This window comes from Synechococcus sp. KORDI-100 (genome assembly GCF_000737535.1).
Lineage (GTDB): Bacteria > Cyanobacteriota > Cyanobacteriia > PCC-6307 > Cyanobiaceae > Parasynechococcus.
Genome location: NZ_CP006269.1, coordinates 1,902,252 through 1,921,898, shown reverse-complemented (window position 1 = coordinate 1,921,898; position 19,647 = coordinate 1,902,252). Strand labels below are relative to the sequence as shown.

General features: G+C 59.1%; 30 protein-coding genes. 14 read left to right on the top strand and 16 right to left on the bottom strand.

Annotated features, from left to right (window positions below):
* Positions 1–79 precede the first annotated feature (79 nt).
* Complete coding sequence (locus tag KR100_RS16590) at positions 80–235, top strand: hypothetical protein (RefSeq protein ID WP_204207683.1); 156 nt, start codon at positions 80–82, stop codon at positions 233–235.
* 9 nt (positions 236–244) lie between these two features.
* Positions 245–421, top strand: coding sequence for a hypothetical protein (locus KR100_RS16585; RefSeq protein WP_204207681.1), 177 nt, complete (start codon positions 245–247; stop codon positions 419–421).
* A gap of 20 nt (positions 422–441) precedes the next feature.
* Here the strand turns inward: KR100_RS16585 and KR100_RS15995 are convergent, their stop codons facing one another.
* The 5 genes from KR100_RS15995 to rpsU form a co-directional block, all read right to left on the bottom strand.
* Positions 442–975: a hypothetical protein gene (locus tag KR100_RS15995; RefSeq protein WP_038545328.1), complete on the bottom strand. Its 534-nt coding sequence runs from the start codon at positions 973–975 to the stop codon at positions 442–444.
* A gap of 71 nt (positions 976–1,046) precedes the next feature.
* Positions 1,047–2,333, bottom strand: coding sequence for a cytochrome P450 (locus KR100_RS09805; RefSeq protein ID WP_038545325.1), 1,287 nt, complete (start codon positions 2,331–2,333; stop codon positions 1,047–1,049).
* 4 nt (positions 2,334–2,337) lie between these two features.
* Positions 2,338–3,123 carry a hypothetical protein gene (locus KR100_RS09800; protein ID WP_051847450.1) on the bottom strand — a complete coding sequence of 262 codons (786 nt, stop codon included), beginning with the start codon at positions 3,121–3,123 and terminating at the stop codon, positions 2,338–2,340.
* A 6-nt stretch (positions 3,124–3,129) separates the two neighbouring features.
* A complete protein-coding gene (locus KR100_RS09795) occupies positions 3,130–3,372 on the bottom strand; it encodes a hypothetical protein (protein ID WP_038545320.1) in 243 nt (80 codons plus the stop codon).
* Positions 3,373–3,726: 354 nt separating this feature from the next.
* The gene (gene rpsU, locus KR100_RS09790; RefSeq protein WP_009790002.1) at positions 3,727–3,903 is read right to left on the bottom strand and encodes a 30S ribosomal protein S21; all 177 of its coding nucleotides are present in this window, start codon (positions 3,901–3,903) and stop codon (positions 3,727–3,729) included.
* A gap of 51 nt (positions 3,904–3,954) precedes the next feature.
* Here rpsU and KR100_RS09785 point away from each other — a divergent pair, with 51 nt between their 5' ends.
* Both KR100_RS09785 and KR100_RS16580 read left to right on the top strand, forming a co-directional pair.
* Positions 3,955–4,152 (top strand): hypothetical protein, encoded by a 198-nt coding sequence (locus KR100_RS09785; protein ID WP_038545316.1) that lies wholly within the window; start codon positions 3,955–3,957, stop codon positions 4,150–4,152.
* A gap of 58 nt (positions 4,153–4,210) precedes the next feature.
* Complete coding sequence (locus KR100_RS16580; protein ID WP_204207679.1) at positions 4,211–4,351, top strand: hypothetical protein; 141 nt, start codon at positions 4,211–4,213, stop codon at positions 4,349–4,351.
* Between the two features lie 16 nt (positions 4,352–4,367).
* On the opposite strand, the gene KR100_RS09780 is transcribed toward KR100_RS16580, so the two are convergent.
* The 3 genes from KR100_RS09780 to KR100_RS09775 all read right to left on the bottom strand — a co-directional run bounded on the left by KR100_RS09780 (position 4,368) and on the right by KR100_RS09775 (position 5,689).
* Positions 4,368–4,559 carry a hypothetical protein gene (locus KR100_RS09780; protein WP_038545313.1) on the bottom strand — a complete coding sequence of 64 codons (192 nt, stop codon included), beginning with the start codon at positions 4,557–4,559 and terminating at the stop codon, positions 4,368–4,370.
* Between the two features lie 105 nt (positions 4,560–4,664).
* The gene (locus KR100_RS15990; protein WP_162176513.1) at positions 4,665–4,841 is read right to left on the bottom strand and encodes a chlorophyll a/b-binding protein; all 177 of its coding nucleotides are present in this window, start codon (positions 4,839–4,841) and stop codon (positions 4,665–4,667) included.
* Between the two features lie 362 nt (positions 4,842–5,203).
* Positions 5,204–5,689, bottom strand: a complete 486-nt coding sequence (locus KR100_RS09775) for a hypothetical protein (RefSeq protein WP_038548544.1) — start codon at positions 5,687–5,689, stop codon at positions 5,204–5,206.
* A gap of 320 nt (positions 5,690–6,009) precedes the next feature.
* Between KR100_RS09775 and KR100_RS09770 the strand changes: the two genes are divergently transcribed.
* On the top strand, positions 6,010–6,225 hold the full coding sequence (locus KR100_RS09770; RefSeq protein WP_038545311.1) for a hypothetical protein: 216 nt from the start codon (positions 6,010–6,012) through the stop codon (positions 6,223–6,225).
* A gap of 27 nt (positions 6,226–6,252) precedes the next feature.
* Here the strand turns inward: KR100_RS09770 and KR100_RS09765 are convergent, their stop codons facing one another.
* Positions 6,253–7,656 carry a DUF2130 domain-containing protein gene (locus KR100_RS09765; protein WP_038545308.1) on the bottom strand — a complete coding sequence of 468 codons (1,404 nt, stop codon included), beginning with the start codon at positions 7,654–7,656 and terminating at the stop codon, positions 6,253–6,255.
* A gap of 88 nt (positions 7,657–7,744) precedes the next feature.
* On the opposite strand from KR100_RS09765, the gene KR100_RS16575 reads away from it, so the two are divergent.
* Positions 7,745–7,909 (top strand): hypothetical protein, encoded by a 165-nt coding sequence (locus KR100_RS16575; RefSeq protein WP_204207677.1) that lies wholly within the window; start codon positions 7,745–7,747, stop codon positions 7,907–7,909.
* Here KR100_RS16575 and KR100_RS09760 read toward each other — a convergent pair.
* Complete coding sequence (locus tag KR100_RS09760; RefSeq protein ID WP_038545305.1) at positions 7,899–8,282, bottom strand: DUF1499 domain-containing protein; 384 nt, start codon at positions 8,280–8,282, stop codon at positions 7,899–7,901. The two genes, KR100_RS16575 and KR100_RS09760, sit on opposite strands and share 11 nt — an antisense overlap.
* 138 nt (positions 8,283–8,420) lie before the next feature.
* Between KR100_RS09760 and KR100_RS15985 the strand changes: the two genes are divergently transcribed.
* From KR100_RS15985 to KR100_RS15975, 4 genes are all read left to right on the top strand, one after another.
* Complete coding sequence (locus tag KR100_RS15985; RefSeq protein WP_156098025.1) at positions 8,421–8,597, top strand: hypothetical protein; 177 nt, start codon at positions 8,421–8,423, stop codon at positions 8,595–8,597.
* Positions 8,598–8,848: 251 nt separating this feature from the next.
* Positions 8,849–9,022 carry a hypothetical protein gene (locus tag KR100_RS15980; RefSeq protein WP_156098024.1) on the top strand — a complete coding sequence of 58 codons (174 nt, stop codon included), beginning with the start codon at positions 8,849–8,851 and terminating at the stop codon, positions 9,020–9,022.
* Complete coding sequence (locus KR100_RS09755; RefSeq protein WP_038545304.1) at positions 9,019–9,267, top strand: TIGR03643 family protein; 249 nt, start codon at positions 9,019–9,021, stop codon at positions 9,265–9,267. Before KR100_RS15980 ends, KR100_RS09755 begins: the two co-directional genes overlap by 4 nt.
* A 44-nt stretch (positions 9,268–9,311) precedes the next feature.
* Positions 9,312–9,776 (top strand): hypothetical protein, encoded by a 465-nt coding sequence (locus KR100_RS15975; protein WP_156098023.1) that lies wholly within the window; start codon positions 9,312–9,314, stop codon positions 9,774–9,776.
* Between the two features lie 21 nt (positions 9,777–9,797).
* On the opposite strand, the gene KR100_RS09745 is transcribed toward KR100_RS15975, so the two are convergent.
* Positions 9,798–11,234: a glycosyl hydrolase family 57 gene (locus tag KR100_RS09745; RefSeq protein WP_081858905.1), complete on the bottom strand. Its 1,437-nt coding sequence runs from the start codon at positions 11,232–11,234 to the stop codon at positions 9,798–9,800.
* Positions 11,235–11,292: 58 nt separating this feature from the next.
* A complete protein-coding gene (locus tag KR100_RS15390) occupies positions 11,293–11,535 on the bottom strand; it encodes a hypothetical protein (RefSeq protein ID WP_081858904.1) in 243 nt (80 codons plus the stop codon).
* Positions 11,536–11,717: 182 nt separating this feature from the next.
* Here KR100_RS15390 and KR100_RS09735 point away from each other — a divergent pair, with 182 nt between their 5' ends.
* Both KR100_RS09735 and KR100_RS09730 read left to right on the top strand, forming a co-directional pair.
* Positions 11,718–11,915 (top strand): hypothetical protein, encoded by a 198-nt coding sequence (locus KR100_RS09735; RefSeq protein WP_028952331.1) that lies wholly within the window; start codon positions 11,718–11,720, stop codon positions 11,913–11,915.
* A 73-nt stretch (positions 11,916–11,988) separates the two neighbouring features.
* Positions 11,989–12,639, top strand: coding sequence for a ParA family protein (locus tag KR100_RS09730; protein ID WP_038545295.1), 651 nt, complete (start codon positions 11,989–11,991; stop codon positions 12,637–12,639).
* 43 nt (positions 12,640–12,682) lie between these two features.
* On the opposite strand, the gene KR100_RS09725 is transcribed toward KR100_RS09730, so the two are convergent.
* Positions 12,683–13,141 carry a lipocalin-like domain-containing protein gene (locus KR100_RS09725; protein WP_038548535.1) on the bottom strand — a complete coding sequence of 153 codons (459 nt, stop codon included), beginning with the start codon at positions 13,139–13,141 and terminating at the stop codon, positions 12,683–12,685.
* Positions 13,142–13,702: 561 nt separating this feature from the next.
* Between KR100_RS09725 and KR100_RS09720 the strand changes: the two genes are divergently transcribed.
* The gene (locus tag KR100_RS09720) at positions 13,703–14,083 is read left to right on the top strand and encodes a hypothetical protein (protein ID WP_038545292.1); all 381 of its coding nucleotides are present in this window, start codon (positions 13,703–13,705) and stop codon (positions 14,081–14,083) included.
* Here the strand turns inward: KR100_RS09720 and KR100_RS09715 are convergent.
* From KR100_RS09715 to KR100_RS09710, 3 genes are all read right to left on the bottom strand, one after another.
* Positions 14,065–15,744: a protein adenylyltransferase SelO family protein gene (locus tag KR100_RS09715; protein ID WP_038545289.1), complete on the bottom strand. Its 1,680-nt coding sequence runs from the start codon at positions 15,742–15,744 to the stop codon at positions 14,065–14,067. The genes KR100_RS09720 and KR100_RS09715 overlap by 19 nt on opposite strands.
* Positions 15,745–15,904: 160 nt before the next feature.
* A complete protein-coding gene (locus KR100_RS15385) occupies positions 15,905–16,084 on the bottom strand; it encodes a hypothetical protein (RefSeq protein ID WP_081858903.1) in 180 nt (59 codons plus the stop codon).
* Positions 16,085–16,135: 51 nt separating this feature from the next.
* The gene (locus KR100_RS09710; protein WP_038545286.1) at positions 16,136–17,896 is read right to left on the bottom strand and encodes a gamma-glutamyltransferase family protein; all 1,761 of its coding nucleotides are present in this window, start codon (positions 17,894–17,896) and stop codon (positions 16,136–16,138) included.
* 99 nt (positions 17,897–17,995) lie between these two features.
* Here KR100_RS09710 and KR100_RS09705 point away from each other — a divergent pair, with 99 nt between their 5' ends.
* A complete protein-coding gene (locus KR100_RS09705; protein ID WP_038548532.1) occupies positions 17,996–19,630 on the top strand; it encodes an FAD-dependent oxidoreductase in 1,635 nt (544 codons plus the stop codon).
* Positions 19,631–19,647: the final 17 nt, after the last annotated feature.

The window sequence follows — 19,647 nt, the reverse complement described above, 5'->3', positions numbered from 1 at the left end:
CTTGTTGCCCTTTGAGGCTGCCACATCAGGCGGTTTCAGGGTTCTTGCAGGCAGAATCACTGAGATCGACCCCGCCGTTATGAAAGAGATCAGCCTGCTTGAAATGATCGGGCGCTCCCTGGCGAAGATCGCTGCCGGGGCCGGTGTTGCGGCCCTGCTGATCTGGCTGGTCTACGTGATGCTCGATATCGGACACATGCAGTCGGGCTTCACCCTGCCGCAATCCAGCTATTGAGGCTTCGGCATGGAATGGAACAGCGCCTCGGTCAGCCTGCTGACCACTGGAGTGCTGTTTTCTGCACTCCAGATCTGGTGGATCGCGTCGCTGTTGCAGCGCAATCGACGACGCCGTGGATCGGCTCCGCTCAGTAGCCGGGACTTTCGTCGTGAACTTGACCGTATTTTCCGTGACAGTCCCTAGACGGTGTGGAGATCCCCCTGTCAACCGAACTGGATGGCTTGGCCCGGCCTCCATAGGGTCGGGTCATGACACAGCAGAAATCGATGAAGGATGCTGAACACCTGATGGTTCCAGACGCTCTCAGTCACCGTGATCTGTCGGGATTGCTGAAGTCGGCACTCAGGGACGTTGACATTGACGTCTCCTCCTTGGAAGCGGACCCACTCGCCGACGACCTTCAGGCCTGGAGCGAGCAAACGCAGCAGTTGTTGCAGCGCATCTCCGACCATGGCGACGCCATAGGACGTCACCGTTCCCCTCAACAGGTGATGGCACTCGGCAGTTTCCGGACCCACATGATGCTTGGGTTGCAAGCGCTCAGAGCCGCCCAGTCCTGAAGGCATGAAGAAGCTGCCCGGCCGTCGATCTCCCCAGTGGATCCGGTTGCTGCTGACCGGCGTTGGGATGGCGGTGGCCACCGTCTGGATGATGGCGCTGTTGCCGTTCCTGTTGCTGATGGCACTGATCCTGGCGGTGTTGCTGGTACCGGTTCTCCACCGGCTGCGACGGGACATGCAGGAGGTGGCATCCGGGATTCAGCCACCACGTCCAACGCACGACGTCACGCCATGGCATCGGCAAGTGATCAATGTCTGGCGTTCACCAGTAAACCGTCCTTCGGGGAGGGACTGGGGATCAACTGAAGGTCGAGGTTCTGGTCGGTACAGAGACTGATCGACACCTGTTTCAGCAGGCCAACCGTCATCAGCCGGATCTCCAGTTCAGCCAGAGCTTTGCCCAGGCAGACACGTTCGCCTCCTCCAAATGGCAAAAGGGTCTTCCGGAAAGATCCGTCGAGATGACGCTGCGGACGGAACCTTTCGAGATCCCCTGAGCCATGACGGTTGGATGAGGCGAGGGCCACCTGGATCACCCGTCCCGCCGGGATCTCAACGCCAGCCAATGCGATCGGGCGGGTGGTGATTCGGAAGAAGCCCCCCACCGGTGGCGTCATCCGCATGACTTCGTTCACTACGGCCTGCAGGCGCGGTGCCCGCGCAGAGTCATAGCTGCTGGTGGGATCATCGGTGTGTGGCCAGACCAGATGGTCCAGCTCTTCCTGAAGCCAGATCAGAAGCTCTGGTTGCAGCAGCAGTTCCCTCATCAGACAGGACAGGGACGATGCCGTGGTCTCGTAACCAGCAAAAAGCAGCAGCAGAAGTTGCTCCACGAGGTCTTCATCACTGAGGGGCAGTCCCGCCTCATCCAATCCTCCGGCCAGCAGGTCGAGACCGCCACGACGGTCATCGGCTTCCGAGAGAACCTGCTGCAGCTTGCTGAGTAAACGGGATCGGGCCTTCAGAGCCTTCGCAAACGGGCTGCCGGGGATGGCCAGAGGCACCGAGAAGAGGGCCTTGGTCCAGATCTCAAAGTCTCTGAACAGGTCATCGCGATCACGGCCATCGAGACCCAGCACGGTGGTGGCGATCACCGAGAAAGCGAAGCGCCTCATCCGCTCGGCCAGAGCGATGGGTGTGTCGGCTGCCTTGACCTCCTCCGCCAGGCTGTTGACCATGGCCATGATCTTGGGGCTGTAACGACGCAGGGCAGCCGTCGTGAACAGCTGCCCGACGACCCTCCGACGCGCCTTGTGGTCAGGACCGTTGCGGTTGGCCAGGGATCGGCTACCAAGCAGCGTTCGCACACTGCCTGGCCACCAACCCTGAACGGCGTCAGATTGCTGGAACAGATCCTCAATCGCCTGATCTCCACGGACGAAGATCAAACGCTGACCGATCAGGGTTGTTTCGAAAACATCCCCGAAGGCTTCGAATCGTCGTGATGCGAACTCGGGATCCCGGAAAAAACCGACGGCTTCAAGCAAGCCGCTGATGGCGCCAGTGGATGGAAGAGATCGGAGACTCTCGCTCACGACGTCAGCTTCGGAACAGGTCTTCCACCATGCCTCGGTAGCCCTTCAGCGATGCGCCTGGTCTGCGGTTGCGACTCGGCAACGTGCCGCCGGGTGCAAGGTTCTGGGGCGCGAAGGTCACAAGTTCGACAGGGGGCGCCTGGTCCTGCGCCGCAGCCAGTTCAGCCGCGATGGCTTCCGCTGTGGTCAACACCCCGTTGGATGGCGATGCAGGTACATCGTCTAACTCAGCCGGAGCAACGGCTGTTTCCGACGCTGCTTGCGGGTCTGATTCCTGAACCGGTTCCGGAGTTCCGGTCTGTTCGGATGCTTCAGCAGGTTGAGGTTTGCTTTTTAGCTGAATGGTGATCGGCTGATTCGGTCGACGGGAGCCGATCGGCCAGAGAAAAGGGATGCTGAGCAGCAGGGCAACCACGGAGGTGAGGGTTCCACTCAGCCCGAATGCCACTCCCTGAAAGTTCCAGAGGATGCCCGAGGCGGCCAGGCCGAAGGTGCCGATCCCAGCCAGAGTGATGCCGATCAGTGAGGCCTGCGGTCGCTTCAGCGTGATCGTGGATGGAGCTGTGGTGGGAGCTGGCAGATCGCTGATGTCGATAAGCTCGAGATCAAAGGGTTCGTTCGGCAGAGGACGAAGCAGCACCAGGCTGATGGCAATCAGGACCAGGGAGGTGATGGTGCTGCTGAGACCGAGGGTGCGGCCCTGAAAATTCCAGAGAATTCCGCTGCCTGCAATGCCGAGGGTTCCAAGGGTGGCCAGTCCGATACCGGCGAGAAGTCCGAGTCGTTGCATGAGGAGTCAGCTGCGGTTGCCGGATTGCATGGCGGCGTAAGCCACGGCACCACCTGCGACGACGGTCAGCACACCGGTGGTGATCAGAAAACCGATCAACATGGCGAAGCCGAGGACACTGCCGAGCAGCGACATCTTGAGGCGCAGCATTTTTGACTTGAACAACAGCACTAGCAGCAGCATCACCGTGGCTTTGAGGCTGGCGATCTTTGCTGCGCTGACAGGACAGAACGGCATCGGTAGAAGCATGCGATGGCTTCAAGTGAGTTGGAGTCTGGCGAAACCCGACCGTCTGGTGTGACGCATCGGGTCTTGAGTCCCGCGCCGCCCTGAACAGGTGCCATCATCTGAAGCGACAGCAGGCGTCAGCCTGACAACGGTCTCCCGGATCGATAGAGCGCACAACGGCCTTGAGAGTCGGCGCAGTAGGGCTTTGGCTGTATGGGAGGACGATCCGAGCCACAGTCCATGTTCAAGTCGCTGCTGAGGCGATGGATGCGTTGGATGTGGTGGTTAAGCGGATGACCTATTCGTCTGCTGCCTGCATGGTTCGAGCCGGTGATCGATTCAGTTCAGATCGACCCGTGGACCTTGAAGGCTCGTTTAACGACGGCGATTGCGGGACCGTTGCTTCAGCTTGCGCTTGTACTTCTCAACAGGTGTTTCGTGGTGACGAATGCGTCGCAGATCAGAGAAGATGCCAGCTTTTGCCACTGAGCGCTTGAAACGACGCAGTGCTGATTCGATCCCCTCGTTTTCACCGACTGTGACCTGACTCATCCGTTCTCCGAAACAAAGCAAAAACTCAGCTTATCAGCGAGGAGTCCCCTGATGACACGACTTGGCCGTGTGGATTTGAAGCGCATCCAGCAATTGAATGTCGAGGGCGATTCTGGTCTGGTGCGCTGGCATAAGCAGCAGCTCAATGCCTTGATGCGTCGCTTCGGATTAGGCGTTTACGGCATGCTTTGGATCTCATTTTTCAGGAGTGTGCTGCTCGCATCGCTTCTGTTCTGGTTGTTGGGATGATCATCAAGAAATTCGTCAATCCCTGCTGCAGTGGGAGGCAGGCGTCGAAGCTTTTGGCATGGGATTGACACACTGTCCGATCTGTCTTGGCCTTGCCTTGCTGTCTGCAAGCCGCTTCATGGCCCATCTCCTGATGGCCAGCCAGCTCATGCCACGCGCTGGAGAGGTGGTGAGCAGGGGAGAGGTGATTCAGGTCTGACAACCGATCGTGCTGTTCAGATCTCTCCGCTTTGAAAAAGGTTTTCCATCAGAGCGGCATAGAGCTGCTGACGCATGGCGGCAAGAAGGTTCTGTTCCTCTGGATCACCTCCGCTCCAACGGTCGTGAGCATCAACAACCACACGATGGAGAACACGGAGAGCATTCAGATCCATCTCCATGTGGGCCGCGATGTCCTGTTCCGGCATGGAAAGACCAGCAACTGGACTCTTTTAAAATCTTGTAACACTAGTCGCGGTATCAGGTGCGACTGTGATAGTAGAATGATGTTGAACTGCTGATGACGGTTCCGATCAGTTGTGCCCGTGCAGGACCAGAAGTGGGTGCCCAAGCGTCAGTTCAGCAGCCGTTGCCGCCAGCACGGCAAGCATGGCAACGCGCCCGTTGAAGCGCTCGATCCGGCACAGGAAAGCGTCTCGGCGCTGTTGCCTTGCCATTTGCACGTAGCGAGCTGAGTTGACCGAGCGCATCGCATGGCGTCGCAGGATCGCAACTTAATGGTCTCAGGACGAGACTGTGGCGCTTGACAGGTGTCAGATTGAGCATTTTTGCTCAAGCTTGTGCGGGCGTAGCCATCGCAACGCTTTGTAAATGCTTGTAAATTATGTTTAAGCGCTAAAACAGACGAGCTGATGGAAATTCTTGTCATTGCGTCTGTATTTGTTCCATTCGCTGCGTTGGTGATGAATGCCTTCGATGGTGAATCTGATGACGATTTCGACTTCCTCTGATGGAAACTAAACTCTTGGCACTACTTGCATTTGGAGCTTCCGTGAGCACCCTATGGGCCTGGATGATGGCGAACGTTCGTCAACCAAAGCGCTGATTGCTGTCAGCTCATTTCGCTCCATGCTTCGGCACTAGGTGTCTGCCCTGAGCAGGCCAGACATCCGCCATTGATCCTGTAAGGGGCGATATGTCCTCTTAAACATCGCACTCCTCGAAAAAACAGGGTCTGTTTCAGTTCGCGCGCATGTGCATCCGTCAGCGGCAGCGATAGCCAGCGGTCGGGAACAACGCCGATCAGTTCCTTTCGTTTCTGCTGCGCGTCGATGCGTCGTTGTCGCTCCTCCCGATCGTTTTTTTTGCAGACCGCCTCAATCTGGCGCTCTCTGGCGCAGCGTTCGCAGGCAGTGACTGTCGGTTTTCGTCGCTTGGTGTTGTGAGAAAGCTTGTCTCCCGGAACCTCTCTCTCCCGGCCACAGCTGCAACGACACCACCAGTAGGCATTGCCCCCCTTGGTACGGCGCTCGGAACCACGTATCACTGTGAGCTGGCCATAGACCTCTCCGATTCGGTTTCGCGGCGAGGAGGGCATGGTCTGAACAGGCGCAGCGTCGGGCATCACAACCTCAAGTGTGTCCCTGAAAACCATCAACTGGGTCGGGTCGTTGGCTTCGTCGAATCAATTGGCTTGCTGGCCTTGGTCACCTGTTTGTCATCGATGACCATGGAGATCAGCTGACAGCACGTCATGGGTCGTCGGGAGGCATGAACCCCATGGATATTCCGCCGCAGCACGCATTGGTAGGTTGAAGCTGCGTTCAGTCGTGGATGTGGATCTGTCGCTGATGTCATGCCCTGTTTCATCGACGACCCTCCGGGACCTGGTTAGGGGAACACCCTCGCGATGAGCTGATGCGAAGTCTTGCCTGTGGACTCCTTTGCGTGATGGCCAGCGCGGCCATGGCGAGAGCTGAAACATCAATGGCAGAGGGACCAACCCAGGAGCTGGCGATCTATGCCGTTCAACGGTTGTTTCCCAGAAAGGCAACCGTGAAAGATCTCGTTTGCAGGGAGCAGCTGCAGATGATCAAGGTTCGCTGGCGCTGCACGGTTTACTGGGAGGAATGATGGGCTGGGAGAACGGATCAGACTGAATCAGGAACTCTGTTGTTGATCACGCACCTCTGCGAATTTGGCCGCCATGGTCGGATTGCGCCGCGTCAGTTTTTTGATTGAAACGTCCTGCGCTTTGTCGTTGGCGAGCCGCAGATTGTTGTCCGCACCGATCAGTGCATCTTTGGTTTTCTGAAGGTGAAGAATGGACTTGTCAATTTCATCAATCGCGGTCTGAAAGCGTCGTCGTGCCAGATCGGTATTGCGCGAGAAGTTGCCCTTGAATGTTTCCAATTCATTTTCGAAATTGGTGATATCGATATTCTGCGCTTTAACCAAGGCAAGTTCGGCTTTGGCTTCCAGTGATTTCAACGATGCATTGCGTAAAAGTGTGATGAATGGGATGAAGAATTGTGGACGGATGACATAGGTTTTGTCGTATCTGTGGGAGACATCGACGATTCCAGAATTGTAAAGTTCGCTATCGGGTTCAAGCAGAGAAACAAGAACCGCGTATTCGCAATTTTTTTCTCGGCGATCTTTGTCAAGCTCTTTTAAAAAGTCTTCGTTTTTCTTCTTGGTTGCGGTCGTATCAGACTCGTTTTTCATTTCAAACATTATGGAGATAATTTCGGTATTCAGCGCATCTAAATCACGAAATATGTAGTCGCCTTTACTGCCGGACGTGGCATCGTTGTCTTTTTCAAAATAAGCCCGCGGGAAGGCCGCTGCACGGATTCGGTTGAATTCCGTTTCGCAGTGCTGTTCAAGGGTTTCGCCCACCATTTTTGTTGAGAGACGGGCCTTCATGTCACGAAGTCGTTCAATCGCCTGATCCCGGTCATGGATCTGAAGTTCGTAACGCTCCTTCAGGCTTTGTTCGGCAAGCTGATGCTTCAGTTCGCTCTGACTTAATTCACTGCGAAGCTCATCACGCTGTTTCTCAATAGAGGTCAGGGCCTCCCGGATTGCAAGTTTCTGCTGCACTCCGCTGGACTCCAGCTGGGAACGAAGCTCGCGGAGCTCACCATCTTTCTTAAGAGTGATGGCTTGAATTTCCTTGGCGAATTTTGTCTCTGCAAGACGGGTTGCGGTGGTGTTGCTGTCGCGGACCTGCTGGAGTTCACCAGCCAGAAGATCGCGTTGCTTTTCTGCCGCACTGACCGCTTCCGTGATCGCCAGCTGCTGGCTGATCGTCCGGGTCTCCAGGGATGCCTTCAGTTCTTGAATTTCCAGTTCCTTGCCTGCTGCAACCGTTTGCATCTCGGCCTTGATTTTTTCAACAGCAAGATTGATGGCACTGCGCTTATCCTTTTCCGCCAGCGACAGCCTCTCCCGCAGTTGTTGTTCAAATTCTCGATCACGAACCTGTTTGAGAATATCGGCGTAGCCAGTTTCATCAACCTTGAATGCCTTGCCGCAATGGGGGCAGATGATGTCATTCATGTGGGGTGATCTGCGTCCTGTAGATGTCGGCTTGTAATGGTCACCTTATCGGGATGTTGCTACCAATCCAGCAGCACAGTGTTTCGCCATGACAACCCTCACCTCGGCCTGGCCCGCGCTGCTCTCAGACCCCCATGCGCTCCTCGAAACTGTGATCATTGTTGGCATCGTCGTCCTGGCGATGCTGGGATTCTTCACGGGCCTGAAGCAGTTGATGGGGGATCTTCGCAATCTCCGCAAAGTCAAGGCCTGAGCGACGCCAGGCGATTGGCATTGACGCCGAGGTCTGAGTCGCCGAGGCGGGAGATGGAACGGGCTTCGACGCTGGTTCCGGTGTCCAGCAGCTCAAGATCATCCACGAATCCGAACAGGGCACTGCTTACTTCCGCGTGCAGGTACTGGGCGGTCTGCTCGACGATCTGTGTGCGAGGCAGCAACGCCACTGCATGGGTCAGGGTCAGGAATTCAGCGTTGGAGTCCATCGCCGTCCATTGCTTTTCGGCGCAGTGAGCGGGCCCCGGGCAGGGGCTGAGATGGCCGTTGTGAATGCCGAGGTCCGCAGGGACGGGGCCCACGACGTGGAACAACATCAGCACCGGCAGCACCAGTGATGCAAGGAAGGCCATGGCGCAAGCTGCGATCAAAGCCCAGCAATTTCAACATGAAACCGTTCATTCTTCCTGACGTGATCCCAAAGAGAGCCTGTGGTTTTTGAGCACTGGATCGCGCCTTGATTTTCAATTTCGATAGGACAGACCACACTGATGTTCTGCATTGAACGGCTGGATTCCAACGGTCACTGGACCAAGGAGATCTGCTTCAAAACCGAATTCAAGGCCTTCGTGAGCGCGCGAACCAAATCGCGTGCCACGTTGCGCACCTATCGGATCGTGAACCCAACCTGGAACCACGTTGTGGCGGTGGTGAAGGGTCAGAAATAAACCGTCAACGTTGCCGGTTTCTGCCCCAACTGAGCATGGCGAGCCACAGCCAGAACAGCAGCCCGACGGGGACCACAATCACCAGCAGCTGGGCGATCACGAACAGACGCACCTCCGGGTCCATGCGTCTCAGCGGTTCAGCAGGTAGTGGATCACGCCGATCGTGACCATCAGCACGATGCCGGCATTCCAGATTGTGGAGGGAGCAGCAGGTGGACGCATGTCGCCATCATGGGTGGCCTGACTGTTTTGTGGCGGTGCACAGCAACTGGTTTCTGCTTGGTTGGGGTGTCGTGGCAGCCGCCTCGATCTGGAAGTTCTGGAGGCTGACGGCCTCTTACCGCAGCAGCTTGCGTTCGAGTGGCACACCGCCTGCCTCGGCTCGCCAGCGGCTGGAACGTGCCTGGCAGAAGAGCAATCAATGAGTGCAAACCAACAGCTGCCGATCGAGGATGTGGATCGGGTAATCGAAATGGCCTGGGAAGATCGCACGCCGTTTGAAGCCATTGAGATGCAGTTCGGCCTCAAGGAGAAGGATGTGATCGCCTTGATGCGCTTTGAGTTGAAAGCTTCATCATTCCGGATGTGGAGACGGCGCGTCAGTGGACGTCGTACCAAACATCAGGCGACCAGCAAGGCGGATCGCTTCCGAGCCCCGTGCCACCGCTGAGCTCACCTGCCATCGGGCCGCTGACTCAGGCCTCCTGACTCGGCTTGGCTGGCACGTCTGATGTGGCCGCGGGTTTTTCCTTGGGGCTTGATTTCACCTGCGCAGCTGATGGATCGGAATCTGCAGCTGCTTTTTTGCTGGAGGCGGCTGATTCATCAGTGGCTGTTGTCTTATCAGTAGCCGGTTTGTTGTCAGCGTCTGTCGTCTTTTCAGTGATTGTTGTCTTGACAGTGGCTGATGTCTGTTCAGGGGCTGTCTTTTTGGCAGGTGTTGCTTTTTTTGCGACGGCAGTTGCGGCAGGAGCTGGTTTCTTGGGTTTGAGCTTGGAGCTGTCGAGGTTTTTTTCACCCCAGCTCTTGAAGCCAATGAAAGTAAGCCCTGCAACGACGGGGATCGAGAGAACACCGCCGACGCTGATCTCAAAGCCCGTCAGTGCCATGGTGGCTGCAAAATTTAAATTTTATCGGCTTCGACACGCTGCCCTGCATCTTTTTATTGATGTCGGCTGACATTAATGATCACGGCATGGTTCATGGCAACAGGGCTTCACCGCGCTGGTGAATCGTGCGGGCATAGTCGGTCCAGGTTCCCTGGCCCCAGTAGCGAAAACAGCTGGTTTGCAGCAGCAACACGTGCAGCAAAGCTTCCTGATAATTCCTTCGCCTGGTCAGGCTCGGATCCTCAGCAAGGGCCGCGTCAAAGTGCTGATGAAAGCGTGCACTGAGCTGTTTTATCGGTTCCAGCACGTTGTCGTAACCCTCAACCCAGCTGAGGTTGTTGGTCCATGAAGCCCCTTCCATTGAAAAGCCCTCACCGGCTTTGGTGAGGTCGTCGATGGCCTGCGACACCTTGGCTGGGGTTGGCCTTGCGTCGATGCTCTGCCAGAGGCGCTGCTGCTGAACGGCCTGGATGGTCGGGAACTGATCGCTGCTCAGTCCGGCGGCATCCAGCAGCTCGAGATACTCCGTGCCGTTGATGGCGACGGTGCCGTTCTGCGCTTCCCGGATGCGCTGATTCGCCTGGATGAATGCCGATGGGAATTCATTCATCATCACGCCGCCGTTTTCGCCATCAGCGATCTGACTCACCAGTGGCGGCACCTCCCGGCCACCCAACGGCAGCCTTTGCAGCCCAAGCGCTTCGTAGCAGGGCTGCATCTGTCCCACCAATTTGGTGTCGGACCCCTGGGTCTTGATCAGCGCCGTGATGCTGATCGTCTCGCCGGAACTGTTGCGGGCGATCAGCCGGTTCGGCAGATACTTCTGCTCCTGACTGAGAGCGGCACCGTCGAGGGTTTCAACGCTGTGCTCCTGCACCATCAGCCAGCGATAACCGGATTGCCTGAGGGCGCTGATGAATTCGAACAAGGTGTCGGGATGGTTGGGCAGGTGCATCTCCGGTGGCGAGAACCCCCTGACCCGCTGAAGTGCCTCATCCCCGAACATGGCCGCAAACTGATGCTGCCAGGCTGTGATCTGAAGCTTCAGGTCGGGGATCGGTGTGGAGGGAGCCACCGCGTGGCTCCAGAAGCTGCCAAGCCACTCCACATGGCGCTGCATCTCTGCATCACAGGCCAGATAACGCAGTGCTCCGGTGATGTCCTGCCGTCCCATCTGCTCAACACCCCAGAGCAGATTTCCCGAGTAATCCACCATGATGCGCGGGTTGCAGCCCTCACGGATCAGTTGCGGCATCAGGTCGGCCAGCCGCCTGTAGCACTGGGCGAAGGGTTCGGCGTTGTGGTTGTCGCCTTCTCCCTGGTGCTCGATCATGTACTGGAGATGGGAGATCAACGCCCCATCGGCACCGGCGGGAATGGTCGGTTGGTGCATGTGCAACGCACAGGCGAAGCTGGAACGAATCCGATCAAGGTTCAGATTGCTGTGCTGGATCCAGACGGGGCTTTGTGATTGCAACAGGCTTTGCAGATCCGCTTCGCGACCGGCGATGGGAGGAAGGGAGATCAAGGGAAACAGGTCAGCCAGCCTCCTTTCCCTAGCGCCGTTTGCAACAATCAGGTTTGTTTCAGCGCAGAGACAAAAAAATTGGGAGGGTTCCCCAACCCTCCCAACACTCGACGCTGATTCCCCTCCCGGAGGGGAATCCACATGATTCCTGCGATTCCTCGAACAGGTTGTAGGTATGGATACTCAGTTGCATGTCCAGGATGAACGGAGCCCGTTGCTGCGGTTCCTGCAGCGTCTCAGGCGTGATCGATCCTGTGCTGATGGCAAGTGGATGACGCCTGTGGATCATCCCGGAGACCATTCATTCAGACATCGTTGGAGCGACCTGGAACCTTTCCTCGACGCTGATGGACTCAAAGTCTTTGTTAAATCGTGGTGGAAATGAACCTTTTTTGACGGATTTGGTGTTCATCGCTGCTTACTGAATGTGGAGCTGCTTGCGAGCAGCAATACCGCTTTTACGGTTGGAGCGCTGTCAGCAAGATGGTCGTGAACTCCTTTCAAAACAAGGACGGTTGGGCGAGAGCTCAGCAGCGCAAGGTGAATCAACCGATCGATCTGGATACGTTGATGTGGGTACGGAATCGCTTGATGCGCCTGGAGGTGGAGATGCGTTGGGCCGATCGGATCTGCCTTTTTGAAGAGTTTTTTCCGAACGATGCGTTGATCCCAAGAATCTGATCAGCCGGATCGTGTGTTTTTGGCGATATCGCCAGGACTTATTTCGGCGTTGTTTCTACTCTCATCAAAAACAATGTTCCTGACGGTTTTCGGACAGAAAGGAGGCGTTGCCAAAACCTGCACCAGTGTTCACCTCGCCTGCGTCTGGGCACAACAGGGTCATTCGGTGTGTGTCGTGGATGCCGATCGCAATCGCTCCGCCACGGCGTATGCCGCCCGTGGCATGTTGCCGTTTGAGGTTGTGCCCGTCGAAGCCGCTGCCAAGGCAACCCGGGCAGCCCAAGTGATCATTACCGATGGCCAGGCCAGCAGCCACGAAGAGGAACTCAAAAACCTCTCCGCTGGTGCCGATCTGGTGTTGTTGCCAACAACGCCCCAGGCCCGGTCGGTGGAACTCACCATTGAGCTGTCGTCCATCCTGCGCAGCATGGACACCCTGCATGCGGCCCTTCTGGTGAAGGTCGACAGTCGTAAGCAACGTCTGGCCAACGACGCTCGCCAGACGCTGGACGGTTTCGGAGTGGACGTGCTGACCGCTGAAATCCCCTTGCTTGCGGCCTTTGAGAAGGCGGAGGTTGAAGGCGTCTGTGTCTCGGAAGCCGTTGACGATCGCGGCCGGGCCGACCTGCGCCGGATGGGAGGTTGGTCGGCCTACTGCGCTGCAGCCGTCCAGATCAGAGAGCGGCTGATGGCGGCGGACGCGACGGATTCGATGATCGCCTGACGGTGATTTACAACCATAAATCAGCGATCAGCCGGCGATTGACTCACCGACAACGCTGGAAGGTCACGATGCTGCGGGTGAGTCCCTTCTCCGGCCAGTTCGGCATCACACGCCAGGGGGTTGTGACCGTGAGCCGGTCATCGTCAATACGGAAATAACGGGTCTGTTCGGTGCCAACCCATTCTGGATTCCAGGCCACGTCCACCCTGGTGATCCAGCGGTTGTCCTCCAGCGTGTAAGTGCCGGTGTAGGCGATCATGCTGCTGAGCAGACCGGCACTGTCCTCGATGCTTTCAGCTGCCTGGCGGCCTTCGGCGGAAAGGGTGAAGGCCAGTCGCCCTTCAGGGGTGAAGATCACATAGCCCGAGGGGTTGTTCCCCATTGGCGGAAATGTCTCGTCCGATTCCTTGACCTCCACGAGATAGGTCACCAGGCTCCAGACGCCATGGACCTGCTGGCTGGTTGTCGGTCGCTCCTGTGGTTGGACGGACGAGGCGTTCAAGACCCGATTCACGGAGATGCAGCTACCAAAGCATGCTGTTGAAGGATCTGCGGTTGCATCAGCCAGTCCTGCCGTTGCCATGTCCATGGCGATGGCAACGGAACTTGTTCATGGCGAACATTGATGCCTTGTTTTGATCCAGCTCTTGCATGGGTTTTCAGGTGCAAGCTGTTGATTGATGGCGGGGCTGATCAATGCCCGTCCATGGGTCGATGGGCGCCTTTCAGTTGACCGAATCAGGCATCGCGAGCGGTCTGCGGTTGGATGTATGGCTTGATGACTGAATGGCGTTGCTGAAAGATTGAGTTGGCTGAACATCAGAGAGCGTGTTCTTCGTCCTGGTTCTGATGTCTGATGCAGCGTTCCTCAAAGCTTTTGCTTGGATCATTGAATCCGTGATTGACCATTGGGACATGCCCGAACCCCCATATTGACCACCTGAAGGATTGCAAGTGGTTCCGCCTGAGATTGCCTGGTATCGGCGGCACCTTCAGCGCCGCTGATTGTTGATTACCAAGATGATTCTGAACATCAAGTGACAGACCTGCTCGGTCGCCTGATATGAGAGAGGACTCCGTACTCCAGCGGAGGGAATTTGCCCTTGCAGAGCTGGACAGCGCTTTTGAAGGATTTCTCTGGTTGGTCATAAAAGATCGTTTGATGCATGCAGCCGCAATACTTTTCTTTCTGACGTCGATAGTTGTCACGCATGTCATCCTCGCCAAGGCAGATGTCTGTCCAGAGATCACGCGGTGGAGGGATGACGGCCTGAAATCGCACGCAGTCTTCCAACGTGTCAAACAACGGGTTGCTGTCCTGGCATTGCTTCAGGAGGTCCGGATAGGCATCAACGCCTCTGAATTCGCTGTCTGCGTGAACAGGATGCGTGACGAGGACGAAGGCGCCGACAAGGAGGAGGAGTTTCATGACGAACAGCTGTAGTGAGAGATTCCCCCAGCGCTGAAGAACTCGCGTGGTTTGAGTTGGTCGTAACGCGATGCAAGCGCTTCCGATGGGTCGTCGTACGGGTGGCGGAACAACAGCTGCAGCTCCCGCACCAGCTCATGATCGCCCTGTTCGGCCTGCTGGTAGGCGGGGGCAATCAGCCATTCGCGCCAGGTGATGGCGGGGTTGACGCGCCGCATCGCTGCAGACGTCTCGCTCAGGTTGTCGTTGCTGCTGAGTGAGGCGTGCCAGCGCTTCAACCAGGCTTGCCAATGGGCATCGATCGCGTCGGAGCTGGGCAGGTAGAAACTCGGATGCAGCTCGGATGAATGGCCGGGTCGCTCGCAGAGCAGCCGGAAGGTTTTGGTGTAATCGGCCTTGGAGGCCACCATCAGCTGCAGCAGCTCGCCGACCAACGCCTCGTCGTAGGCGGGCAGACCGAGCTTGCTGGCCCACATCGTCTCGAGTTGCAGCTGCATCGCTGTGGCGAAGCCCTGCTGCAGCCGATCAAGCTGCTCCTGGGCGTTGTCGTCTCCCTCCAGCAGGGTGCGCAGCGATTTCCAGAACATGCGGTAGTTCGCCTCCGCAGCCACAGGTTGGTTGAAGAAGGAGAAGTGGGCACCACCGCCGGTCCAGGGTTGGAAGCGGGGATCGAACAGCTCACAGAATCCGAAGGGGCCGTAATCAAGGGTGTAGCCCCCTGCGGCGCAGTTGTCGCTGTTGAAATTGCCCTGGCAGTAGCCAACCCGCATCCAGTTGGCGACCAGGGAGATGAGTCGTTCGCGGAACAGGCGGGCCAGCTCGAGCACCTGCTGGTTGAACGGCAGGCTGGCGTCGATCTCTGGTCCGTAGTTGCGTTCGATCAGGTGTTGCACGATCAACTGCAACTCCAGGCGCGCCTCCGGGTGAGCATCGTCGCGGGCTCGGCGGGCGAACAGCTCGATCTGGCCGACGCGCAGAAACGATGGAGCGACGCGGGTGCTGATGGCTGCCGGGTTGTCCACCATCACATCCGGATCGAAGGAGCGGGAGTTCTCCGAGTACCAGGGGCGGCGCACGCTCTCAGCGCGCGACATGTACAGCGTCAGCGAGCGGGAGGTTGGAACGCCGAGGGCGTGCATGAACTCCTGGGCCAGGAATTCGCGCACGCTCGAGCGCAGCACCGCACGGCCATCGGCACCGCGGCAATAGGGGGTGGGACCACCACCCTTGAGTTGCATTTCCCAGCGTTTGCCGTTGAACACCCCTTCCACGATCGACATGGCCCGTCCATCGCCGTAACCGTTACCCGTCCCGAACGGGCACTGCTGGATGTACTCGGTGCCGTAGATCGAGAGGGCATACCCGGTGGCCCAACCCCAGGGGCGCATCGGCGGAGTGGCCACGGAGGCATCTCCGGAGAACAGGCTGGTGAAGGCAGGGTCCTGGGCAAGAGCGTCGTCCAGACCCAGTTCAGCGAACAGGGTCTGGCTGTGGGCCACGTATTCCGGGTTGGGAATCGGCGTCGGTTTCACCGGAACCCAGTGACCTGAGTAGACCGGCCGAGGACGGTGATCGATGCCATCCGCAGTAGCCTCAGGATCCGGATGCAGACTCTCCAGCAGGGAGTAGTCGACCCGCTCGGCGAACTCCGTGAAGCTCTTCGAAGTGGTGGACATGAGGTCGAACGGTCTCCCTCGCGATGCTATTCAGCGGATCGAATCGCCTTTGATCAGAAGGCAGCGAGGAGTTGGGTAATCGCTGCGGCTGCGCCGATGCCGCTGAAGAACAGAACCAGTGGCAGCACAACCGGCCAGCCAACAGAGGAATCGGGAGTCATCAGGCTTCGTTCCCTTCCGGTTGGTCGCTTGCAGGTAGGAGCTGCTCTGTCGTGGCCTTGGTCTGGCTGCGTGGGCAGGTGGGTTCGGCAGCGTTGGCCAGGTTGGCGAAGGCGGCCAGCACCATCACGGCAATGACGATGGTGCCGCCTGCAAATGCTATGAACGGACTCCTATGCATGGCAACCGTTTCGAAACTCGCTAGAAGCTAACGGCTGCCGAAGAAATCTGCTCAGGGCAGCGCCAGGGCTGTCCCTTCACGGCGTGGATCGGCGACGCCATACCACCGACCGTCGGTCCATTGTAGGAGAGCGGTGCCGCTGCCGAGACGTCGAATAAGACGTGGTTGATCGTCGGGATCCCAACGATCGATGTCGATCGGCCAGGGCAGGGGTGGATCCTTCTCCAGCACCAACTGGGTTGATCGTGCCGAGAGATGGGGCAGTCCCACAGCCCTGGGCGGTGACTCCTGCCAGACGAGGGAGGCCAGCAGCACGCGGCTGAGAATGTGGGGGATGCTGCGCCCTCCGGGACTGCCGATCGCGAGGACCGGCCGCCCTGCCTTGAACACGATCATCGGTGCCATTGAGGACACCGGCCGGCGTCCCGGCCAGCGCCGGTTCGCCACCGGCTGGCCGTCGATCGAAGGCTGGAAGGAGAAGTCGGTGAGCTGATTGTTCATCACCATCCCGGCGATCAGGTGGCGGCTGCCGAACACCGTCTCAACCGAGCTGGTGTAGCTGGCGATGTTGCCCTGGCGATCCACGATCGAGAGATGGCTTGTGCCCTCTTCCCGGCCCTGCTTCGGTAAGGCGAAGGGATAGCGCGTGGTCCCCGGGGGCAGGCCAGGTGTCGGGCGCCGAGCGGGGCTGACCTGAATCGTCCGGGCGCGGGCACGGATGTACGCCGGATCGAGCAGACCGCGGCTGGGGATGGCGCCATCGATCGGATCGCGCACCCAGTAGAGGCGATCGGCATCCGCCCAGCTCTGGGCCTGAGCCAGGCGCTGCCAGGACCGGGGATCCGACGCGGACGCGCCGGTGGGACCGTTCAGCTCCTGCAGCAGGGACAGGGTCTGCAGCACCGCCAGCCCGCCGCTGCTGGGTGGTGGAACCGTGCAGAGGCGGTGGTTCAGTTGTTGCTTGCAGAGGGGTTGGCGACGCACCACCGCATAGGTGGCCAGATCAGCCGAGGTCCAGCCGCGGAAGCCGGGTTCATCGGATTGGAGGGCGCTGATCTCGTTCAGGATCTGTTGCGCCAGGGCTCCCTTATAGAACGACGGGCCTCCTTCTCTCGCCAGGGTTGTGAGGGTTCGGGCCAGGGCAGGGTTGCGAAACAGCTGATTCGCTGGCGGTGCCTGGCCACCAGGGAGGTAGAGGGCCTGGAAGGCGGGGCTGTGATCGATGCCGATGCGCTTGGCCATGCCAAGCGAGCGACGCAGGCGCGGGCTGGGTTTGAAACCATCGCGGGCCAGGCGGATGGCCGGTTGCAGGGTGGTGGACCAGGGCAAACGGCCGTGCTGCTGATGGGCCTCCCAGAGCAGGGCGATGGTGCCGGGGATGCCGATGGCGTTGAGGAGGCTGGTGGCTTCACGCCAGGGCCGTGGCTTTCCGGAGGGATCAAGCAGGTCGTCCGCTCGGCTGCGCTCGGGGGCGACTTCGCGGCCATCCAGCACCTCCAGGGAGTGTTCCTGTTCATCCCAGTGGAGAAGGAAACCACCACCCGCCAGGCCTGAGCTTTGGGGTTCCACCACAGCCAGCACCGCCTGCGCCGTGACCAGGGCATCCACCGCGGAACCGCCGGTTTGCAGCATGGCCAGGGCCGCGGAGCTGGCCAGCGGATTGGCGGTGACAACGACGCCGGATCCCGCAGCCGTGGAGATGGTCTGGCCGCCGGGATCGGCAGATTCCGGGTCGTCGCGGCTGACCGGTGCAGCCGCCGAGACTGCGCCGCCGATGCAGAGACTGAGAATCAGCAGCAGTGCACGGAGCATCGGGCCGGGGCTGGTTCAACCGTGTCGGTCGTTGAGTCTGACGGGGTGATCCCAGCCCGTGCCTAACTTATGCGCCTTGATTCGCTGCAGGACCAACCCATGACGGCGAAGGATCGATCAGCCGCCGCTGCATCCCATGTGGTGGTGATCGGTGCCGGCTGGGGGGGCTGGGGTGCCGCCAAGGCACTGTGTGAAGCCGGCGTGCGCGTCACCCTGGTGGATGGGATGGCGGATCCCGGTGGCCGCACACCGCTCACCACAGCCAGCGGCAAACCCTTTGAGGCCGGCACCCGCGGCTTCTGGCGGGACTACCCGAACATCAATGCGCTCACCGAGGATCTCGGGCTGCGCAACGTTTTCACTGAGTTCACCAGCAGTGCCTTCTGGTCTCCCCAGGGGCTGGAGGCCACGGCACCGGTGTTCGGAGAAGGGCTGCAGCTGCCCAGTCCACTGGGGCAGGCCTTTGCCACGGTCAGCAACTTCAAGCGACTGCCGGTCGCCGATCTACTGAGCATCGTCGGACTGCTGGTCGCCATGCTCGATCTGAACCGCAGCGATGCGGTCTATCGCCGCTACGACGCGATGGACGCGTTGACCCTGTTCCAGCAGTTGCAGATCAGCGAACGCATGATCGACGACTTCCTGCGGCCGACGTTGCTGGTGGGTCTGTTCAAACCGCCGGAGGAGCTCTCGGCGGCGGTGACGATGGAGCTGCTCTACTACTACGCCCTGGCCCATCAGGATTCCTTTGATGTGCGCTGGATCAAGTCCAGGAGCATTGCCGAGCATCTGATCGCTCCCCTGTGTGAGCGGTTGTGCAGCCAGCATCAGATGCAGCTGATGGGGGGAACCCTGGCGGCTCGCCTGAATGTCTCGGCCGATGGGAGGGCGATTGATTCCGTGGAGACGCGGGAGGTTGTCACCGGTGAGACGGGTGTAATCGACGACGTCGATGCTGTGGTGCTGGCGGTGGGATCCAAGGGAATGGGGGCATTGATGCAGGCGTCGCCGCAGTGCGCGGCGTTGGCGCCGGAGCTTGCGGAGGCAGGTACGCTTGGTGCCATTGATGTGGTGTCGGTGCGGTTGTGGCTGGATCGCACCGTTCAGGTCGCCGATCCCGCCAATGTCTTCTCCCGGTTCGAGGGCCTGCGCGGCGCCGGGGGCACCTTCTTCATGCTGGATCAACTGCAGGCCGACACGCTGCAGGAGCTCTGGGGCGACCAGCCGGTGCAGGGATCGGTGATCGCCAGCGACTTCTACAACGCCACGGCGATCGCCGAGCTCAGTGATCAGGCGATCGTCGACTGCCTGATGCAGGACCTGCTGCCCCAGGCGCAGCCCGCCTTCCGCGATGCGCAGGTGGTGGATCAGGAGGTGCGCCGCTATCCGGGATCGGTGTCGTTGTTTTCGCCGGGAAGCTTCAGCCAACGGCCACCGTTGGAGTCGTCTCTGGAGAGGGTGGTCTGCGCCGGCGACTGGGTGCGCATGGGCAGGCGTGAATTCGGTGCCAAGGGCCTCTGCCAGGAACGTGCCTATGTGTGCGGGCTTGAGGCTGCCAATTCCTTGCTGCGGAAGGGGATTGTGCAGGGCAGTGACCCTGCTGCCAGCCGCCAGCACGCGGTGCTTCCGATCCGCGCCGATGAACCGCAGGTTGTGCTCGGCCGGGCGTTGAACAAGTTGGTGATGGACCCGCTGGAGGCTGCGGGCATCCGCTGGCCCTGGCTGGCGGGCTGACGGCAGTGAGGTTGGCC

Coding starts and splice junctions, on each gene's coding strand:
- KR100_RS09800 (WP_051847450.1), bottom strand. CDS start 3,123: ATGCAACGACTCGGACTTCTCGCCGGTATCGGACTGGCCACCCTTGGA.
- KR100_RS15985 (WP_156098025.1), top strand. CDS start 8,421: ATGTTCTGCATTGAACGGCTGGATTCCAACGGTCACTGGACCAAGGAG.
- KR100_RS16590 (WP_204207683.1), top strand. CDS start 80: ATGAAAGAGATCAGCCTGCTTGAAATGATCGGGCGCTCCCTGGCGAAG.
- KR100_RS09705 (WP_038548532.1), top strand. CDS start 17,996: ATGACGGCGAAGGATCGATCAGCCGCCGCTGCATCCCATGTGGTGGTG.
- KR100_RS09785 (WP_038545316.1), top strand. CDS start 3,955: ATGACACGACTTGGCCGTGTGGATTTGAAGCGCATCCAGCAATTGAAT.
- KR100_RS15995 (WP_038545328.1), bottom strand. CDS start 975: ATGTCCCGTCGCAGCCGGTGGAGAACCGGTACCAGCAACACCGCCAGG.
- KR100_RS09795 (WP_038545320.1), bottom strand. CDS start 3,372: ATGCTTCTACCGATGCCGTTCTGTCCTGTCAGCGCAGCAAAGATCGCC.
- KR100_RS09730 (WP_038545295.1), top strand. CDS start 11,989: ATGTTCCTGACGGTTTTCGGACAGAAAGGAGGCGTTGCCAAAACCTGC.
- KR100_RS16575 (WP_204207677.1), top strand. CDS start 7,745: ATGACAACCCTCACCTCGGCCTGGCCCGCGCTGCTCTCAGACCCCCAT.
- KR100_RS16580 (WP_204207679.1), top strand. CDS start 4,211: ATGGGATTGACACACTGTCCGATCTGTCTTGGCCTTGCCTTGCTGTCT.
- KR100_RS15385 (WP_081858903.1), bottom strand. CDS start 16,084: ATGCATAGGAGTCCGTTCATAGCATTTGCAGGCGGCACCATCGTCATT.
- KR100_RS09765 (WP_038545308.1), bottom strand. CDS start 7,656: ATGAATGACATCATCTGCCCCCATTGCGGCAAGGCATTCAAGGTTGAT.
- KR100_RS09735 (WP_028952331.1), top strand. CDS start 11,718: ATGGTCGTGAACTCCTTTCAAAACAAGGACGGTTGGGCGAGAGCTCAG.
- KR100_RS16585 (WP_204207681.1), top strand. CDS start 245: ATGGAATGGAACAGCGCCTCGGTCAGCCTGCTGACCACTGGAGTGCTG.
- rpsU (WP_009790002.1), bottom strand. CDS start 3,903: ATGAGTCAGGTCACAGTCGGTGAAAACGAGGGGATCGAATCAGCACTG.
- KR100_RS15990 (WP_162176513.1), bottom strand. CDS start 4,841: ATGCGCTCGGTCAACTCAGCTCGCTACGTGCAAATGGCAAGGCAACAG.
- KR100_RS09760 (WP_038545305.1), bottom strand. CDS start 8,282: ATGGCCTTCCTTGCATCACTGGTGCTGCCGGTGCTGATGTTGTTCCAC.
- KR100_RS09780 (WP_038545313.1), bottom strand. CDS start 4,559: ATGCCGGAACAGGACATCGCGGCCCACATGGAGATGGATCTGAATGCT.
- KR100_RS09755 (WP_038545304.1), top strand. CDS start 9,019: ATGAGTGCAAACCAACAGCTGCCGATCGAGGATGTGGATCGGGTAATC.
- KR100_RS09775 (WP_038548544.1), bottom strand. CDS start 5,689: ATGCCCTCCTCGCCGCGAAACCGAATCGGAGAGGTCTATGGCCAGCTC.
- KR100_RS09710 (WP_038545286.1), bottom strand. CDS start 17,896: ATGCTCCGTGCACTGCTGCTGATTCTCAGTCTCTGCATCGGCGGCGCA.
- KR100_RS09720 (WP_038545292.1), top strand. CDS start 13,703: ATGAGAGAGGACTCCGTACTCCAGCGGAGGGAATTTGCCCTTGCAGAG.
- KR100_RS09715 (WP_038545289.1), bottom strand. CDS start 15,744: ATGTCCACCACTTCGAAGAGCTTCACGGAGTTCGCCGAGCGGGTCGAC.
- KR100_RS09770 (WP_038545311.1), top strand. CDS start 6,010: ATGCGAAGTCTTGCCTGTGGACTCCTTTGCGTGATGGCCAGCGCGGCC.
- KR100_RS15390 (WP_081858904.1), bottom strand. CDS start 11,535: ATGGTCTCCGGGATGATCCACAGGCGTCATCCACTTGCCATCAGCACA.